The 18,450-nt window shown below is 53.7% G+C and carries 18 protein-coding genes; 6 read left to right on the top strand and 12 right to left on the bottom strand.

What is annotated here, in order from left to right; all coding sequences use genetic code 11:
* Positions 1-242 precede the first annotated feature (242 nt).
* From SYN7336_RS20745 to hemW, 5 genes are all read right to left on the bottom strand, one after another.
* Entirely contained in the window at positions 243-1,115 is an 873-nt protein-coding gene (locus SYN7336_RS20745) for a response regulator (protein ID WP_227498553.1), read from the bottom strand.
* An 844-nt stretch (positions 1,116-1,959) separates the two neighbouring features.
* Positions 1,960-2,247: a DUF2973 domain-containing protein gene (locus SYN7336_RS20750; protein WP_017327864.1), complete on the bottom strand. Its 288-nt coding sequence runs from the start codon at positions 2,245-2,247 to the stop codon at positions 1,960-1,962.
* A gap of 91 nt (positions 2,248-2,338) precedes the next feature.
* Entirely contained in the window at positions 2,339-2,671 is a 333-nt protein-coding gene (locus SYN7336_RS20755) for a DUF2605 family protein (protein WP_017327865.1), read from the bottom strand.
* Between the two features lie 157 nt (positions 2,672-2,828).
* Entirely contained in the window at positions 2,829-3,017 is a 189-nt protein-coding gene (locus tag SYN7336_RS20760; RefSeq protein WP_017327866.1) for a hypothetical protein, read from the bottom strand.
* Between the two features lie 71 nt (positions 3,018-3,088).
* On the bottom strand, positions 3,089-4,270 hold the full coding sequence (hemW, locus tag SYN7336_RS20765; protein ID WP_017327867.1) for a radical SAM family heme chaperone HemW: 1,182 nt from the start codon (positions 4,268-4,270) through the stop codon (positions 3,089-3,091).
* Positions 4,271-4,402: 132 nt separating this feature from the next.
* Here hemW and SYN7336_RS20770 point away from each other — a divergent pair, with 132 nt between their 5' ends.
* The 3 genes from SYN7336_RS20770 to mnmH all read left to right on the top strand — a co-directional run bounded on the left by SYN7336_RS20770 (position 4,403) and on the right by mnmH (position 9,509).
* On the top strand, positions 4,403-5,500 hold the full coding sequence (locus SYN7336_RS20770; protein WP_017327868.1) for a PIN/TRAM domain-containing protein: 1,098 nt from the start codon (positions 4,403-4,405) through the stop codon (positions 5,498-5,500).
* Positions 5,501-5,774: 274 nt separating this feature from the next.
* Entirely contained in the window at positions 5,775-8,291 is a 2,517-nt protein-coding gene (locus SYN7336_RS20775) for an ATP-binding protein (protein ID WP_162139132.1), read from the top strand.
* A 180-nt stretch (positions 8,292-8,471) separates the two neighbouring features.
* Positions 8,472-9,509 (top strand): tRNA 2-selenouridine(34) synthase MnmH, encoded by a 1,038-nt coding sequence (gene mnmH, locus SYN7336_RS20780; protein ID WP_017327870.1) that lies wholly within the window; start codon positions 8,472-8,474, stop codon positions 9,507-9,509.
* On the opposite strand, the gene SYN7336_RS28360 is transcribed toward mnmH, so the two are convergent.
* A complete protein-coding gene (locus SYN7336_RS28360) occupies positions 9,495-10,070 on the bottom strand; it encodes a hypothetical protein (RefSeq protein ID WP_017327871.1) in 576 nt (191 codons plus the stop codon). The two genes, mnmH and SYN7336_RS28360, sit on opposite strands and share 15 nt — an antisense overlap.
* A 198-nt stretch (positions 10,071-10,268) precedes the next feature.
* Between SYN7336_RS28360 and SYN7336_RS20790 the strand changes: the two genes are divergently transcribed.
* Complete coding sequence (locus SYN7336_RS20790) at positions 10,269-10,541, top strand: hypothetical protein (protein WP_017327872.1); 273 nt, start codon at positions 10,269-10,271, stop codon at positions 10,539-10,541.
* Positions 10,531-10,953: a PIN domain-containing protein gene (locus SYN7336_RS20795; protein ID WP_017327873.1), complete on the top strand. Its 423-nt coding sequence runs from the start codon at positions 10,531-10,533 to the stop codon at positions 10,951-10,953. Before SYN7336_RS20790 ends, SYN7336_RS20795 begins: the two co-directional genes overlap by 11 nt.
* A gap of 10 nt (positions 10,954-10,963) precedes the next feature.
* Here the strand turns inward: SYN7336_RS20795 and SYN7336_RS20800 are convergent, their stop codons facing one another.
* From SYN7336_RS20800 to SYN7336_RS20830, 6 genes are all read right to left on the bottom strand, one after another.
* Entirely contained in the window at positions 10,964-12,148 is a 1,185-nt protein-coding gene (locus tag SYN7336_RS20800) for an LL-diaminopimelate aminotransferase (protein ID WP_017327874.1), read from the bottom strand.
* A gap of 338 nt (positions 12,149-12,486) precedes the next feature.
* Positions 12,487-13,035, bottom strand: a complete 549-nt coding sequence (locus SYN7336_RS20810) for a Uma2 family endonuclease (protein WP_017327876.1) — start codon at positions 13,033-13,035, stop codon at positions 12,487-12,489.
* 62 nt (positions 13,036-13,097) lie between these two features.
* Positions 13,098-15,527, bottom strand: coding sequence for an endopeptidase La (lon, locus tag SYN7336_RS20815; protein ID WP_017327877.1), 2,430 nt, complete (start codon positions 15,525-15,527; stop codon positions 13,098-13,100).
* 54 nt (positions 15,528-15,581) lie between these two features.
* On the bottom strand, positions 15,582-16,340 hold the full coding sequence (locus tag SYN7336_RS20820; RefSeq protein WP_017327878.1) for a DUF561 domain-containing protein: 759 nt from the start codon (positions 16,338-16,340) through the stop codon (positions 15,582-15,584).
* A 123-nt stretch (positions 16,341-16,463) separates the two neighbouring features.
* Positions 16,464-16,826, bottom strand: a complete 363-nt coding sequence (locus SYN7336_RS20825) for a hypothetical protein (protein ID WP_017327879.1) — start codon at positions 16,824-16,826, stop codon at positions 16,464-16,466.
* Between the two features lie 139 nt (positions 16,827-16,965).
* Positions 16,966-17,637 (bottom strand): HEAT repeat domain-containing protein, encoded by a 672-nt coding sequence (locus SYN7336_RS20830; RefSeq protein ID WP_017327880.1) that lies wholly within the window; start codon positions 17,635-17,637, stop codon positions 16,966-16,968.
* Positions 17,638-17,833: 196 nt separating this feature from the next.
* Between SYN7336_RS20830 and SYN7336_RS20835 the strand changes: the two genes are divergently transcribed.
* Complete coding sequence (locus SYN7336_RS20835; RefSeq protein ID WP_017327881.1) at positions 17,834-18,418, top strand: Uma2 family endonuclease; 585 nt, start codon at positions 17,834-17,836, stop codon at positions 18,416-18,418.
* The last annotated feature ends 32 nt before the right edge of the window (positions 18,419-18,450 follow it).

Raw genomic sequence — 18,450 nt, forward strand, 5'->3', positions numbered from 1 at the left:
GCTTGACAAAAGATAAAATTAGGCAATAATTTGAGCTTCACAATATAGCTTTCAGAAAACATGGATTACTTTATTTTGTCCGAGCTCAATGCAGAGAAATAACTTTATTCAAACAGCTCGATTGACTGAGATATCTCGATCGGGTCTTCATATTTCCCATACTCTCAAGCTCGAGTGGCAAGGGAATAAGTTACCCTGCCACATCCTTCCATAAGACTTAAACGTCTTGGAGGGAAGAATCCTTAGGCCGTGGCGATTTGCTGTTGTTTGAGAGCTCGTACAATCTTATCTCGGGCAATTGGTTTAGAAATGAATCCGTTAGCTCCGCTTAGATTGGCACGCATGCGATCGACAACGCCGTCATGACTGGTCACAATAATAATGGGAACGTCTTTAAATTTAGACACCTGGCGTAGCTGAGTGCAAATTTCATAGCCACTTGCTACAGACATGATTAGATCGAGGAAGATTGCATCGGGCTGGTATTCCAAGAGTGCTGTTACAGCTGTCATGGCTGAATTGATGCCCATGAAAGGATGTCCTGAATCTTCCAACAGGCGCCTCATCCTTTGAGTTTCAGCGATACTATCGTCCAAATAGGCAATTTTGGCAAGCGGGCGATCGCTATGTGACGGCTGACTAACTTCACCGATGCCTTTGTTTGAGATAGCCAGTAATTCATCACTCCCCAGAATCAGTCGAATTCCCCCAGAACGCACATAAGGAGCAATGCCCTTGGCTACCACGGAGAGGGGGCGTTTCAGGTAAAGGGCCACATCCCATAAGGTACGCTGGCCATCAAGTGCCCGATTGAGGAGACTAATCTTACTGTCAGTAACGGTTTGACTGAGTTTTTCTGGATGCTGAATTACAGGTATAAAGCGGGGATGAAAATCAGCTAGGTCTTCTGAGATCCAGTACTGGATTTGCTGTTTGATGGGTTGCCACTGTTTGTCTGTATTGATATTCAGTAGGGGAACCGTCTCAAAGTCTAAGAGCTTCTCTGGCGATATTGAGTAGGAGGGAAACTCAGAACTACACTTTCCGCCTAATTGCTCTTCCCAAGCCATCTGAAATAGGACTTCACGAATACTTCCTTCCAAAATGGCTTGCATTTGCTGCTGAGAGATTTTTCCGTTTCGCAGCAGAGGTTCTAGGAGTAGATAGTTCCATCGATCGCAGTCTGGGGCAGAGATCTGTGTGAGGTCGACCTCGGGAGCAAAGCGCATAAACTGACGCTGCCAACGTCGGATGGGGTGAAATCCACCGGCATCTCCGACGATTCGCCCGAGGAAAAACCGAAGTTTCCAAGCTTGTCCGTCAACTCCACTAGATTCGAGGGTGCCTGTAAAATTGTTCCGAATGCAAGTATCGAGATGTTGCTCTAACGAAGTCATTTGGGGTCGGCCGTTCATGGAGCAATAAAACCTAAAGTGCAACCTAGTGACAAGTCAGCCTGAGTCGAGCTAATTTTGTGCCGTATTTGCGTTCCTTCAATAGAATGGCTGCACTTTGTGAATTCGTTGTGAATTAAAAATGACCAGGCTAAACCCCGTCTAAGCAGAGACCCGCAGTTTTGAGAATGTGTCTATTAGACCCTCTCACTAGCGCTGTGGTTCGCTGCATTAGCCCCCTAAATCCCCCACTGATGGGGGATTTAGGGGGCCGAGTGCAATGCCTGAAAACTCCAGAAAGAGCTCATCAATGAACTTCTACTTGCGCTTGAATATCTCCACGTGCGACGCTTTAAACTTGCCTCTTCTGTGAATTGCGGAAACTATGGCTGCTCCCACTCCAAAAATTCTGACCGTTTGAATGAGCGGTTATGAAAAGAGTTAATTTCGAGAGGAAGCGTAGATATTGATACGGCTGTCATAAAAAATACCTCTGCTGCCACCCGGCATTGCAGAGATTCAGCCAAGGCTAAAGCCTGACAATCCTTGTAGGGGAAGCTACCGGTTACAGACTGGGTTGCAGATCGTCGTCTCCCGAGTCCGAATCCCCCCGATAAAGGGCATCGAGGCGTTCGCGAGCTTCTTCCAAATTGGTCGAGCGAATGACCAATAGGGGCTCATCCGTGACATTGCCGTCTTCATCCAACAATTCCGGGTGCAGGTTCGCTTTTCGCTTCCGGGCCGAAGGGGGTTGCATTTCACTACGACTCAAAGCAATCAGATTCATCGCAAGATTGCGAATCACTAAAAAGCTAACGATAGCAAATGCGGTGAGATAGAGAACTTGTAGCATCGAACAATCCGTAGGGAAACCGAGGTGATGGCAAGGAAACTGGGGAAATAACCGTCGCGTGGGGAGAGAGCTAGTGTACGGGAAGGGAGGCTTAAGGAGTCGAGTCGGGCTCCACTCGCGGGTGTAGTTGGCGATAGCGACGTCCGACATTGCCGCATTCCAAGAGCAAACGGTGCCACTTCACCACTAACTGAGGATCGATCCCCACTTCATTCTCTGACAAATTATAGAGTAGCTCGGCAGATTGAAGCTCCGCTTGCGCGGTAAGAATCCGCTGCAATAGATCGGACTGCTCGCTGGAGGTCATGAAATCAATGCGATGGCCTTCGAGCAACGTGGCCGATCGCCCAAACCAGTATCGAAAGTCATCGATGAGGGGATCGAGCAGATCTTTGAGGAGAGATTGAGGATTGGGGCCTGACATAAAGTTTGGCTTGCCTTAGCGATCGGGGCTGGGGGAGGTACTACTAGCGTAGCTTGGGCTTCAATATCGGATCTTCACCGAAACAATCTTGCAATCGATGGCGTCTCGAAACGTGCAGGGACTGCTGTTGAAGTTCAATTTCAAGACAGGCTCGATTTCAGGACATAGACGAAAACGTACGGTCGAATTCCTCTAGCAAGTCATCAATTTCTTCAAGTGCTTGATTGACATCCACCCGCAGCGTGCCTAAATCAGTGCGATCCAACAGTTGTGCCACTGACGGGCGACGGCTGCGAATGTCTTCTATGCGGGCTTTGAGCGCCTGTACGGCAGCTTCATCCATCATCTCGCCATCCTTGCAAGTTAGGTTTCTATTCTAGATTGTATCAAAACGTTAAGACAGTGCTTCCCTTCCCCTCAGTCCGAGAGGGCAGCCATCAACTCCACCAAAATGGTGTTGGAAAATAGCCACCCCTCGGGCGGAACGAGCTGCAACCGCCCCTGGCTGACGCTTGCCCAACCGCGATCGCCGTAAGACTGGAGGATCTCTAGCACTATGGCGATCGCCTCAGAACCAAATAGGTTTTCCAATTGAGAGATGCTTAACCCTTCCCGCAGCCGCAAGCCCAACATCAAAGTATCCACCAGCCGGTCGGCAGATGGTGTGACGGGAGCTGTGGGGAGTTGTCCCGTTGTTACTACCTGAAAATAATCGGCCAGATTGCGCGGCTGCTCGTAGCGCCTGCCATTCACATAGCCGGTGGCTCCCATCCCCAAGCCGTGATAGCTGCGGTTTTCCCAATAGACGCGGTTGTGGCGGCATTGGGCTCCCGCTCGGGCAAAGTTGGAAATTTCGTAATGGTCGTATCCCGCTATTGCGAGGGTGGCGATCGCCATGCGGTACATCTGCACCGTCTCCGCATCGCTGGGGAGAGGGGCATCACCGGGCTGGTAGAGGCGACCGAAGCGAGTGCCCGCTTCGATGGTGAGATCGTAGAGAGAAACGTGACGGGGAGCGATCGCCACAACGGCATCGAGGGAAGCTTGCCACTGTTCTAAGGTCTGTTCGGGCAAGCCAAACATCAGATCGAGGCTGAAATTCTCGAAGCCTGCCGCCCGCAAATCTTCAATCGCTCGAAAGACCTCCTCCACCCCGTGCAGGCGTCCGCAGGCAGCTAATAATTCCGCTTGAAAGGCTTGGACCCCCAAGCTAATGCGATTGACCCCCGCCTCTCGATAGCCAGCCAATTGGGGGCGATCGACGGTGCCGGGATTGGCTTCTAAAGAAATTTCGATGTCGGGGGCAAAGGGTTGTCTCTGTTCGAGCACGCGCAAAATCTGCTGCAGTTGTTGGGGAGATAAAAGCGAGGGGGTGCCGCCGCCAAAAAAAATAGTTTGCAGGGGAAGGGAACTGCAGGAGAGCTGTTGGATTTGGCGACAGAGAGCTCGGACATAGCGTTCGATTAACTCTGGGGTGCCCCGCCCGGTGGCGAAATCACAGTAGTGGCAGCGGCGGCGACAAAAGGGAATGTGCAGGTATGCGGCCTCTGGGGGCGCAAAGGGGGAAGGGGCGATCGCCGTTTGGGAGGGAAAGTTCAACAGTTATAATTCTTAAGAGCGGGCGGGAGCGCAGTTGCACAGCCATTCGGTAGGGTTATAGCAATCGTCGCTGCCCTCGACTCGGGAGTCATACGGCCGATTTTCGAACGTCTTTTGGAAGCGATCTTCTCAATGCTAGACGTCTTACTCATCTTAATTTTCATCCTAGCAGGTGCGGGGGTGGGGACTTATGGCCTGGACTTTCTGCCCCAGGCAGTTTTGGCCAATGCCAATGTTGCAGGAGCGCGGTTTGTGACCGGCGGCTTTGGCGCTCTAACCGGCTTGCTGCTGGGGGCGATCGTGCGCTGGGGCTACCGCCGCTTCGAGCGGACTGTGCGATCGCTGCCCGCCGATGTCTTGGTCACGCGATCGATTGGTCTGGTGGTGGGGCTGCTATTGGCCAATCTAGCGATGGGGCCAGTGTACCTTTTGCCGTTGCCCAAAGAACTCAACTTTATCGAACCCCTCACATCGGTTTTCTTTAGCCTCTGCTTTGCCTATCTGGGGGTGAGTTTGGGGGATACCCACGGGCGATCGCTTTTACGCCTATTCAATCCAAATCTCGCCATGCAGGCCACTCTGATGGCAGAAGGATCGGTCCAACCCGCCTCCGCCAAGATTGTGGATACGAGCTGCATTATTGACGGTCGCATTGTCAAGCTGATCGAGACTGGCTTTGTGGAGGGCACGATTGTGGTGCCTCGGTTCGTCTTGCTGGAGCTGCAAGCAATTGCCGATAAGGCCGATCCTCAAAAGCGAGAACGAGGCCGTCGCGGTTTGGATATGCTCAAGCAGTTGCAGGAAACCTACCTCGATCGGATTGTGGTTCACGAAGCGGATTATCCCGAGTTGACGACTGTGGATGAAAAGCTCGTGCGGCTGACACAGATTAGTAATGGAGCGTTACTGACCACCGATTTCAACCTCAATAAAGTGGCCTCGCTGCAGAATGTTGCAGTCCTGAATGTGAATGAACTGGCAGAGGCCATGCGTCCAGCTTATCTGCCGGGAGACAATATCGAGCTGAAAATCGTACGGGAGGGCACGGAACCCGGCCAAGGGGTGGGCTATCTCGAAGACGGCACGATGGTGGTGGTGGAGGAAGGGGTGAAGTTAGTAGGCAAGAAACGCCCCGTTGAAGTGACTAGCGCTTTGCAAACGGCTGCAGGTCGGATGATTTTTGCCAAGTTAGTGAAAAGAAAGAAGGCTGAACCCGTTCAGTCATCATAGGATCTCAGTCTCGAACGCGACATGCTGGCCGCCCTCAGATACTGCTATGGTGATACCGAGGAGGCACTCGCAGTGGTTCCTTTTGGTACTGTACCATTGCTTTAAATGGATAGAACGAGTCCGTTCATCCCAGCGCTTTTCGACCTAACGTCTAAAGCCCGATATGACAACTTAGCCAGCACGGCCTTAGTTTGCTGCCAAGGCAATTTGAATTTCAATGTTCGGACTTAAGTACAACCTTGGCATTCGCACTACGATTGTTCTTGCAATTGTCGTGCCCATTGCTGCAGCTGTGGGGATAAGTGGGTGGCTCAGCATTCGGAATGGACGGAGAGCCGTTGAGGATCTAGCGAATCAGCTCATCAACGAGGTTAGCGATCGCGTCGAACAAAAGCTAGAGAGTCATCTGGAAATCCCCCATCTGATTAATCAGCTAACGGCGAATGCATTTGAGAATCGTTTATTGGATATCGACGATCCGAATGAGATCGAGCGCCATCTGTTCGGGCAGGTCAAGACGTTTGAATGGGTGAGCTATGTCTACATGGGAAGTGCTGGCGGCGGACTGATCTCCCCCGGACGCAGACTCGATGGCACCTATGCCATCGAAGTCACACCCGAGTTCCAATCCCCTGGCACTTATTTCATCTATACTGCCGATCGTCAGGGCAATCGGGGCGAACGGCAGCAGAGCTTTCCAGATTACGATGCGCGGGTGCGGCCTTGGTACAGGGCGGCAGTGGAGCATCGAGGCGCGACTTGGGGCGAACCCTATATTTACTTCGGTCAAGGGGGAATTGCCCTACCCGCCGTGCAACCCCTTTACAGTGACGATGGCGAGTTTTTGGGAGTACTCGCCGCAGATTTGCTTTTGGATGCCCTCAGCAGATTTCTCAAAACGTTTGAGATTGGCCGAACCGGACAGGTGTTTGCGATCGAACGTTCGGGATTGTTAGTGGCGACTTCCACAGGCGAAGCCATGGCGGTCTCAGCAGAGAACGGGACCGAACGAAGGGTAGAGGCAGTAAACAGTCAGAATCCGCTGACCCAAAGCGTGACTCAACGCTTGCTCGAACAGACCAATGGCATGGCGGAGATTGAGAGTCCGCAGTCTTTTCGGCTGATGGCCGACAACCAACGTCAATTTGTTCGGGTGACCCCCTGGCAGGATGCCTACGGCCTCGATTGGTTGATTGTCATCGCAGTACCGGAGACTGACTTTTTTGCTCAGATCGATGCCAATCAGCGAAACACTGTTGCGGCGATCGGCATTGCACTCGTGGCAGCCACGCTGGTGGGCGTTACCACCTCTCGATGGATTGCGGTACCGATCGTGCGGCTCAGTCGCTCGGCAGAGGCGATCGCCCGTGGGAATCTCAGCCAAACAGTTGCAGTCGCTGGTGTGGGCGAGGTTGATGCTTTGGCAGATGCGTTCAATCAAATGTCCCAAAAACTGCAAGAGTCGTTTGCGGAGTTGGCGCGAGCCAATCGGGAGCTGGAGCAGCGGGTGGAAGAACGTACCGCAGCACTCAAACAGGCCAGAGATACGGCGACTGCCGCAAATCGGGCGAAAAGCGAATTTCTCGCTACGATGAGCCACGAAATTCGCACCCCCATGAATGCCATCATCGGCATGACAGGATTGCTACTCGATGAAACGCTTACCCCGAAACAGCAAGAATTTGCCAGAACCATTCGCACTGGTAGCGAAACCCTGCTGGCAATCGTGAACGACATTCTGGACTTTTCCAAAATTGAGGCGGGGCGGCTGGAACTGGAGCGGCATTCATTCAATTTACGTCAGTGCGCAGAAGATTCGCTGGAGTTTGTCTCGCCCCAAGCCGCTGCCCGACAGCTCAATCTGATCGGCGAGATCGATCCGCAGGTACCCCAAACTGTTTTAGGAGATGCCACCCGCATTCAGCAAATTGTGGTCAATCTGCTATCCAATGCGGTCAAATTCACCCACCAGGGGGAGGTGATGCTATCGGTCTTTGCTCGTCCGCTAGATGCGGCAGCGAATTGGGAGCTGCATTTCGCGGTGAAAGATACCGGGATTGGCATTCCGCCGGAGCGCATGAATTGTCTGTTTGAGCCCTTCGTGCAGGTGGATGCGTCAATGACGCGGGAATATGGCGGCACTGGCTTGGGCCTAGCGATCTGCCACCGCCTGACGACGGCAATGGGCGGCAGGATATGGGTTGAGAGTGAGGTGGATCGGGGCTCGACCTTCTCCTTTACCGTGCCCGTGCAGTCAGTGAACGACGGACAGGTGGACAACGCGCTGCAAGCAAGCAAGAGCGGGCAGATTGCGAATCGCACGCTCCCGACTGCTCTGGGTAGCGAGTTGCCCCCTCAGGAGTCAGCTTCTGCGACTCCATTTGCTTTTGATGAAACATTGGCGCAACAGCTTCCCCTGAAGATTTTGCTAGCGGAAGATGTGGCGGTGAATCAAAAGGTGATGCTCAGAATTTTGCAACGATTGGGGTATCGTGCCGATGTGGCCAGCAATGGACGAGAGGTGCTGGAGGCATTACAGCGCCAGCGCTACGATGTGATTTTGATGGACGTACAGATGCCCGAGCTAGACGGTTTGGAAACCGCTCGCTGTATTTGCGCTCAGACAGTGGCTGAAGATGCCCCCTGGATCGTCGCATTAACTGCCAATGCAACTCCAGGCGATCGCCAAGCCTGTTTAGAGGCGGGTATGAACGATTACATCAGCAAGCCCATTCGCACCGAAAAACTGATTCAAGCCCTGAAAAACTATCGATCGGACCGATCCGCATAGGAGCGTTCGAGCTCGGTCTCAGGTCTCATTAAGAATTGTAAACAATATGTAACGAAAAGTCAAATATACTTGACAAATTCATTTTGTTTGCCTTTCTTCAATTGGCATAGAGGTTGAGAGTGACGAGCTGCACAGAACTCCAGCAGGTAAGATCCCTATTGATGGCGCAATACCGGATCTGTGCCCCAACCCCTTCCCCTACAAGATTTTCTCCATGCCGACGGCATCATCCTGGACGTGCGCAGTCCGGGGGAATTCGAGCAGGCCCACATTCCGGGGGCGATGAATTTGCCGCTGTTTAGCAATGAAGAGCGAGCACGGGTGGGCACTTGCTACAAACGACAGGGACGAGATGCCGCCGTCGAGTTGGGCTTTGAGATTGCCGGTCCCAAGTTTGTCAGTTTTGTGCGGCGGGCCAAGCAGTTAGTCGGCGATCGCCCCATCCGCTTGCATTGCTGGCGGGGGGGATTGCGCAGCGAAACGATGGCCTGGGTGTTGCGCACTGCAGGGCTCTCGGTGGAGGTTTTAGAGGGGGGATATAAAGCGTTTCGGCGCTGGTGTTTATCGACGTTTGCAGAAACTCGTCCCATCGCCATCTTGGGAGGAATGACCGGTACGGGAAAAACCTATACGTTGCATGCTTTAGCAGCTCGGGGAGAGCAAATTCTCGATTTAGAGGGGTTAGCCAACCATCGAGGCAGTAGTTATGGCGCTTTGGGCTTGCCGCCGCAGCCGTCCACCGAACAGTACGAAAATGCGATCGCGATGCAGTGGGCTGCTCTAGATCCGCACAAACTGGTGTGGATCGAGGCTGAAAGTCGAACGGTGGGGTGCTGTCGGGTGCCGCAGGCAGTGTTTGCTCAAATGGAACGGGCTGTCGTTTTTCGCATTCAACGGACTCGTCAAGAACGGATTGACTCGATCGTCGATGTATATGGCAGCGAGGATCGGAGGGGATTGATTGAAGCAACGCAACGAATTCGCAAGCGCTTGGGAGGGGAAAGAACTCAAGCGGCGATCGCCTTGCTCGAACAGGGCAAATTGGCCGAAGCATTCGATATCGTATTGCACTATTACGACAAGACCTATACCTACGATCTGGAACGACGCAGTTCGGATAGTTACACCATTGATGTGTCTGGGTTGTTGTATGAAGAAGCGGCAGGAATACTCATTGAAAAAGCTCGGTTTTTCCTGTCGGAATCAGGGTTGGGTTAATGCGGGCTCCTCTGTCTCGCCAGAGTCAGTCGAATCAGAGTCAGTCGAATCGGACAAGCGGTTTTCCTCTGTTAATTCGGACTCCACCGGCAGGGGCACTTCCGGCCTGAATTCAACCAGTTGCCAAACGGGTCGATCGCCCTGCTGGGATTGTGGATAGGCCAGTCTCCAGATGGGGCGATCGTCCGTGTCGTTCTGCAATTGCGCCAGCGTCAGTTGAAAGGGTTCTCCGCGTCGCTTGTATCGGGTCTTTCGATAGGGAAGGCGAACCGCCAGAGTATAGCTTCCAGAAATGTCATAGCCGGGATAGATTTCTTCCCGGACAGTGGGAAGTCTAACGAAATGCTGCGATCGCACCTCAATATCCTGCACTTCCGTCCACTGCTCTAGCAATTCGTGTCCCACCAAGAGACCCTCTGCCCCCTCTAAGTGGGCGATATCGTAGCGCAAGGCTTCTGCCACCACCGATGTGGGTGCATTGCCGCCGCAAGCCACCAAGACTGCCCCCACCAAAAGAACGAGCACTACTTGCGTCAACCATTGCCGAATCTTTTGCCTCATGGGTGCTTTGTCCTCGCGATCGCTGCGATCCCAAAATACTCCTCTCTGCGGGACAGCTCCAAGGGAGATATCTCGGTTGAGCGATCGTTCGGCAAATCGTCAGCGGCACACCCAAAAGCATGTGTTGTAAAGACTCACGAGTCGCCGGAGACATAATTGGGAGATGTATAATGTGATGTATACAATTAGGTTGCGACGATGTCTAAGATTCGCAAGCAAGTCTATATCGAACCCCATCAAGAATTACTGCTGAAGTCACTCTGCAAGCAAACAGGCAACAGTGAGGCCGAACTGATTCGGCAGGCGATCGACAATCATTTAGCACAAAGGGGGGGCGATCGTGAATTCATCTCCTCTAGGGATCATTTAACGGCTTGGGAGTCAGAAACCATTTTCATCTCCGAACACCGTCAGCGGGCACCCTCTCCCGGTAAGCGTGACTGGAGCCGAGAAGATTTATATGAACGGTAGAGTCTTGCTCGACACCAATATCCTCGTCTATCTCTACGATGGCTCAGATTCAGATAAGCAAGCGAAAGCATTTGCCGCTGTCGATCGCCTCATTCGCTCGCAAAAGGCTGTTATCAGTCCCCAAATCTTGGGAGAGTTCTTTGTCGCGACAACGAGAACTAGACGTCAACTCCTAACGCCTAATGAAGCTGCCGAGAGAATTTGCAATTACTGGGCTGCTTGCTCGATCGTTCCTGTTACTGGAGCGATTTCACTCGAAGCAACGCGCGGGGTACTGGTTTATCAGATGAGCTTTTGGGATGCTCAGATTTGGGCAACTGCCAAGCTCAACCAAATTCAACATATTTACAGTGAAGATTTTTCTACAGGAGCCATCATAGAAGGGGTTGAATTTCTCAATCCCTTTCTATAAAAAGTTTGCTCTATCCTCTTGCATATTGCTGCAAAAATTCAGAGATTTTCCCGATCGCCTTTTCCAAGATCTCCATCTCGTGCATCAAGGCAAACCGAATGTAACCTTCTCCCATTTCCCCAAACCCTCGACCCGGAGCCAGTGCCACTCCAGTCGTTTTGACTAAATCCAAACAAAAGCGCATCGAATTGCCAGGGTAGCGCGGCGGCAGAGGAGCCCAGAGATACATGCCCATTGAGGGGGTGGGAATCGACCAGCCAATGGCGGCGAGGGCAGCGGTGCTGCGATCGCGCCGCTCTCGATAAATCTCTCGGGAGGTCTCCACCACATCGCCCGGATTATCCAGTACGGCTGCGGCAGCCCGCAAGATACCACGATATTGATTGAAATCGATCGCTGCCTTTACCTGACGCAAGGCCCGCACAATCTCCGCATTCCCAATCGCGAACCCGACCCGAAATCCCCCCATATGAAAAGATTTGGACATCGAGAACAGCTCGACAGACACTGATTTTTCTCGATCCACCGTTAGCACTGATGTCGGTGGGGGACCGTCGAGGGCCATATCTACGTAGGGGAAGTCGTGGATGAGGGCGATGTTGTGGGCTTGGCAGAAGTGGACCGCCTGCTGCCAAAAGTTGGGGGGAGCCACTGCGGTGGTGGGGTTATTGGGATAGCTCAACACCATCAGGCGGGCGCGATCGCAGACTCTAGCGGGGATATCGTCGAAGTTGGGCAGAAAATTGCGATCGGCGACGAGGGGCATACTGTGGATCTCTCCTCCGGCTAAATACACGCCGCCCACATAGGAGGGATAGCCCGGATCGGTCAATAGAGCGATACTGCCGGGGTCCATCAACGCTAGAGGCAAGTGGGCAGTGCCTTCCTGAGAGCCAATTAGGGTCAGTACTTCTGTTTCGGCATCGACGGCTAGACCAAATTTGCGCTCGTACCAGCGAGCACAAGCTGCGCGGAAAAAGTGGGTGCTGTGGAAGAGGGTGTAGCTGTAGGTTTCGGGATCGTCGAGGGCTTTGTGGAGCGTGGCGATCGCCGCTGCAGGTGGGTACAAGTCTGTAGAGCCGAGGGACAAATCGATGAGGGACTGACCGGAGGCGATCGCCGCCGCTTTGGCACCGTCCATGTCGGCAAACACATTGGTTTGGAGCGGCTGAATGCGCTGAGCGAGGCGAATCATGAGAAGAATAGTACTGAAATAAGGGAGTAGAAAAAGCCCTACGACATGATGTGGAAAAATCTCAGCTTGAAGAGCCCTACAGCAACGTCAGTTCGACCAGAGTCTGTCCCTTACCCCTACACTCCCGCTGAGCGTTGCATCAACCATAACTTTGGGGCCAGAGGAATAAAATCTAGCCAAGATTTGCGGCTGTTTCTCCCCTCTCCCTGGGGAGAGGGGCTGGGGGTGAGGGCCATGCAGAGCTATCGAACTCAGGTTACAGCAATTACCCCCAATCTGCCGAATCGAGCCGAGAATCCCCAATCGTGTTCTAAATATATTATGCTTCCACCGATCGCTCAGGGTTCTACCTTCAACTCAAAGCCCGGAAGCACCGCTTCTCCAGAGAGCAGGGTAGGCATTGCGATAATTTCTACTGCTTGGTTGGGGCGATAAATCTCTACTTGCTTGTCCGTTCGATCGATCGACCAGCCCAATCGTACCCCGCATCTGATGTACTCCTTCATTTTCTCTTGGAGCGGGGGCAGTCGGTCAGTGCGAGATCGCAGTTCAATGATAAAGTCGGGGCCGAACGGGGGAAATCCTTCCCGTTCCTCCTGAGTCAAGGCTTGCCAGCGATTCAGATCCACCCAAGCCACGTCGGGAGCGCGATCGCCCCCACCGGGTAAGCTAAAAACAGTTTGAGAGCTGAAAACGATGCCCAATTGGGTTTGTTCGTTCCAGATGCCGACTTTGACAATCAGGTTGGCTGCTTGACTTCCGCCTTCTCCACCGACCGGCGACATAATAACTAGTTCTCCATTGGGGGAACGTTCCAGAGGTAAATCGGGATTTGCCAAACACAGTCGATAAAACTGTTGTCGGGTCAGATTAATAATGGGGTCCAAGTTTTAATACTGCCGTCATGGCTCCGTTCCCTATCGGGCATAGCAAAGGCAATATAGTGAAGCTAGGAAGGATTGAGAGTTGGCCCATCGCCCAACGCCGCTGCACCGCCCACCTTCACCCAAGGCAGCACAAACGTCCGTTTCTCTCCCGCACTGCGTTCCTCAAGGGCACAGTCGAGTACCTCCGCGAGATATTCCACCGGACGCAATTCCAGATTTCGCGTGACTTCATCGGGTACCGATTGCAGATCTTTGGTATTGCCCTTCGGAAACAATACCGTGCGAATGCCCACCTGCTTGGCAGCTAAAGATTTCTCTTTTAAGCCGCCAATGGGCAAAATCCGACCGCGCAGGGTAATTTCGCCCGTCATGGCGACATCGTGGCGCACCGCCCGCCCCGACAGCGCGGATACCAATGCAGTGGCCATCGCAATTCCTGCCGAAGGGCCGTCTTTGGGGGTGGCCCCTTCAGGAATGTGAATGTGAACGTCGATTTGATCGGGGAAGCCGTCGGTGACTTGCAGCTCTTTGCGGTGGGAGCGGATGAAACTGAAGGCGGCTTGGGCCGATTCCTTCATCACATCCCCCAATTGCCCCGTGAGCTGCAGCTTGCCTTTACCGGGCATGACGTTGACTTCGATGGGCAGGGTGCAGCCACCGTAGGGAGTCCAAGCTAGACCGGTGCAGATGCCCACTTGATTTTGGAGATCTTTCTCCTCGGGTAAGAAGGGGGGGGTGCCCAGATAAGATTCGAGGTTGCGCTCGGTGATGCGGCGGCGCTTGTCACTAGCGGTCAGGGATTTGCGCGCGACTTTGCGGCAGAGTGCTCCCACTTTGCGCTCTAGATTGCGCACTCCCGCCTCGCGGGTATATTCGCAGATCAGCCGTTGCAGGGCAGAGGTTTGCAATTCGAGGGTGTCTTTTTCGAGGCCATTGCGCTCGATTTGTTTGGGAATCAGGTGTTGGCGGGCGATCGCCATTTTTTCAGCCACGGTATAGCCCCCCAAGCGAACTACATCCATGCGATCGAGCAGTGGTGCGGGGATGGTGTCGTCAGTGTTGGCAGTACAGATAAAGAAAACTTGACTGAGGTCGAAGGGAATTTCGACAAAGTGATCGCTAAAGCTAGCGTTTTGTTCGGGGTCGAGCACCTCCAGCAAGGCCGCTGCCGGATCCCCCTGGAAGGAAGTGCTGAGTTTATCGATTTCGTCCAGCAGCATCACCGGATTGCGGGTCCCCACATCCCGCAATGCCTGCAAGATCCGACCGGGCATCGAACCGATATAGGTGCGGCGGTGACCGCGAATGGCGGATTCGTCGTGAACGCCCCCCAAACTGACGCGGACGAGCTTGCGATCGAGGCTATTGGCAATGGATCGGGCCAAGCTCGTCTTGCCCACTCCCGGCGGGCCGACGAGGCAAAGGATGGCGGGACCGCCCGATCGCGATCGATCGCGATCGGCCAGCAATTGCCGCACGGCTAAAAACTCTAGAATGCGCTCTTTAACTTTTTCCTGGCCGTAGTGGTCGGCATTGAGCACCCGTTCTGCCCGCAACAAATCGAGGGTTTCAGAGCCCATCTGTTGCCAGGGCAAGGCTGCCAGCCATTCCAAATAGTTCTGGATGGTCCCAGCTTCTGCCGTCATGGGGGGCAATTGCTCCAGCCGTTTCAACTCCCGCTCGACTCGCGGCCAAGACTCTGTGGGGATGCCGATGGTTTCCAGCTTGCGGCGCAAACTGACCATTTCATCAGTCTCATCTCCCAACTCCGACTGAATCACCTTGAGCTGTTCGCGCAGGTAATACTCTTTCTGATTGGCATCAATCCGTTCGCGCACGCGAGCGTGAATTTCCTGCTCGATCTCCATCAACTGCATTTGGCCGTGCAGCAATTGGCTCACCTGCATGAGACGAGGGCTGACATTGGCTTCTGCCAGGAGTTGCTGTTTGGCCTCTAGATCGATGGGCAGAAAAGATGCAATGAGGTCGGTGAGGCGAGTGGGGTCGACAATTTCCTGTACGGATTCGTAAGCGGCATCGGGTAGTTTGGGGTGGGCGCTAACATATTTGGCAAACTCGTCCACCAACATCCGCTGCATGACTTCGAGACGGTCCCGTCGCTCTCCCTCCTCTGCTAAGCCCACAGTCTCGATCGGTTCGGCTTCCACTTGAAATCCTGGCTGGCGACGACGGAATCGGGTTATCGCCACCCGTTCTTGGCCCTCCACCAAAATTTTGACGGACTCGTCAGGCAGTCGCATGACTTGATGAATTTTGGCCAGTGTACCCACCCGATAGATCTGTTTGGCTAGGGGATCTTCGCAGTCGCTGTCTTTTTGCGCGGCTAAGATCACCAGTTGGTCGTCAGTGGCCAGAACAGCCTTCAGGGCCGCCAGCGATCGCGAGCGGCCAATCAGTAGCGGTACCGTGAGACACGGGAACACCACTGTGTCCCGTAGGGGAATCAGGGGAAGCAGCAGGGGGGCAGGCACAAATCGTTTGGGGTGTGAAATCTTAACCCCATCTTATCGTTTGGGGGGCACGGATTAGCGGGTTGCCGAAACGCTATGAGAGAGACTATTGAGGGCTTCTACGAGAGCGCGCACTTGAGCGATCGCGGCCACTTCGACATCGAGCTGGCTAATGGCAGAGCCCACCCCTACCCCTGCTGCACCAGCGGCGATCGCCATACCGACTGTCGCGGTGGAGAGGCCGGAGGCACAGATGACGGGGATAGAGACGGCGCGGCTAATTTCGTAGGCGGCGGCTAGAGTGGGTGCTGCTTTTTCAATCGCGCCCAGGGTACCGCTGTGGGCGGGGGTGCTGCTGGTGCCGCCTTCCGTTTGGATGAAGTCTGCACCGTGGAGTTCTAACTGCTCGGCCAGCTCGGCTTGCCGGTCGAGGGGCAGGGTGTGGGGAACGGTGACGGAGAGTAGGGTGCGGGGTAGGAGGGCACGAGTTTGGCGAGTCAGACTGATAACATCTGCGGCGGAGAACTGGCGACCGGCGGCGTAAAAGCTATCAAAATTACCAATTTCCACCAGATCGGCCCCCGCCAGTACGGCGTCTTTGAGCGCGTTGGGGTCGATTGCCGAGACGCAGATGGGGAGTGTGGTTTCCGAGCGGGCCAGTTCGATTAATGCGGGCGAAGCAGCGATATCTACCCAGGTAGCTCCACCGAACTCGGCAGCGCGAACCACGCGGCGAACGCGATCGCTATCAAAGTTTTGCAAGCCGCTAATGACTTTAAGGGCGCGGCGATCGGCAAGAGCCTCTAGCATTGCAGCGATCTTGGTCGAGGTCATAGCAGGGTTCTCACAACGACAGGAGGTTGAGGGACGGCTGGCGGTCTGTTGCGTTTCAACCGGGCCTCGACATCCCAGTTTAGGGGCTTTGACCCAGCCTCACAAGCAGGCAAGGAGGGCAACTTAGCGATAGCTGCGAGTCCGAGCCTTACGCTTGCCCAACTTCCAACGCATTACCTCTGCCTTATAGCGAGTTTTTCCATCCTGGTGCTCGTACACTTGCAGCCCCACCGAACTAGACCCCGGCAACGCTTTGCGCTCCGTTTGGGGCTCCTCTCCCTCTAACGCCACAAAAAATTTCAGCTTGGCCAACAGTTCTACCACCGACATCGATTGGGAATCTTCGGGTACTAAAGCCCCCACCGACAAATTGGCATCGCGATTGCGCTTGAAGAGTTGCCCGAGAATATTGTTTTGTCCCGAACGCACCAAGACTTTGAAATCCTTCAAGGGATTCAATCCGTAGGTGAGCAATACGGTATACATCCTAAAAATTGCGCTCCGACAGTGACGCTCTCAACAGGGTGCCCGAAATTTGGCACCGCTATCCTAGCACTTTGACCCCGGATAGGGGTCTGTAGCGATCGGTAATCAATGGTATCGTTGGCTCCAGTTTCGAGAGAATCTATAGCATTTGGGCCAGGATATCTCGGGCGGTTTGGGCGACTTGCTCGATGTCGTCATCGGCTAGCGTTTCTAAAGTGGGTCGAGCGCCACCAGCGCCAATTTTTCCCAACGCAATACAGGCACGGTGGCGAATTTGCCAATCCTCCTCAGCAGCGAGTCGAATCAGGGCATCGAGACCGCGAGGATCGCCTAGATCGCCCAAAGCACTCGCAGCGGTAGCCCGAATTAAGCCATTGTCGTCTCCTGTCGCCTGCTGGATTCTGTCAAAAGCAGCTAGATCTCCCAGTTCTCCTAATGCTGCAATGATGCTGAGCACGGCCAGCCATTCGGTTTCGCGATCGCAGGCTGCCAGCAAATCGGGCAGCACCTCTGGCTGTTTCAGATCTCCCATAGCTGCCGCTGCTGCCGCTCGCACGTCAATTTCACTATCCGAGAGCAGGCGATCGCGCAAGAGAGGTAATGGAGCCGTCGGATCGTCCAGTTTGAGGGTGCCAATTTGGCTAATTGCGGCGTAGCGAACGCGGGTGTGCGGATCGACTGCAGCCTGCGAGAGCAGTTTGAGAGCATCTGTACCCGTTAGGGTACGGGTTTGGTTGACGGCCTTGAGGCGATCGCCCCAATCCTCCGACTGCAGCAGGGCTGCCACTTCTTCTACAGAACTTTCGGTCAAGGCAAACCCCTCGGCAATACACCTTCAATTCCTCTATCAGAGTAAGGGCTGAGCTGGGTTTCGCAAACCTATCCTAGACTGGACATACCCCTTCTATCGCTGTGGGAGCTAACATGCTGAGGGCATTGTAAAAAAGCCTGCGCTCCAGCGTCGCCCCTCGTAGCTTGACATCTACAATCTAGTTCCAATAAAGATTATGAGTCAGCTCCAACAACGATTTCAAAGTTTTGAGGAGTATCTGTCTTACGACGATGGGACAGATAGTCTGTACGAGCTGTTCAACGGAGAATTAATCGAGGTGCCACCCGAATCGGGCTTGAATGTTGAGATTGCCAATTTTCTATTTACAGTTTTGCTGCCAATTGTGGGCTATCGTTGCCTCAGAGGGCACGGTCTAGAGCTCGAAGTGCGAGGAGAGCCGAGAAACCGATACCCAGACTTAACGGTGATTCGAGCAGAGCACATCGAACAGTTAAAGCAGCGCAATACCATTCGGCTATCAATGGATCCGCCAGTGTTGGCGATCGAAGTTGTGAGTTCTGGAGAGGTTCAGCGCAACAGAGATTATGTTGCCAAGCGAATGCAATATCGAGATTTGGGCGTTCGCGAGTACTGGATTGTCGATCCGCAAGCAGAGACGATCTTGGTTTTAGAACTGACAAATGGCCTGTATACCGAGGTCGAGACCTTCAGTGGAAAAAGTGTCATCCACTCTCCTCAGCTAGGAGCGTTGAACCTGACTGCCGCTGAGGTATTTGCTGCCGCCCACTCTGGAGTTTAACCTTGCCAAGGTTTCCGACAGCAGAAGCATCG

Source organism: Synechococcus sp. PCC 7336 (assembly GCF_000332275.1).
In the GTDB taxonomy this organism is placed as follows: Bacteria; Cyanobacteriota; Cyanobacteriia; order Thermostichales; family PCC-7336; genus PCC-7336.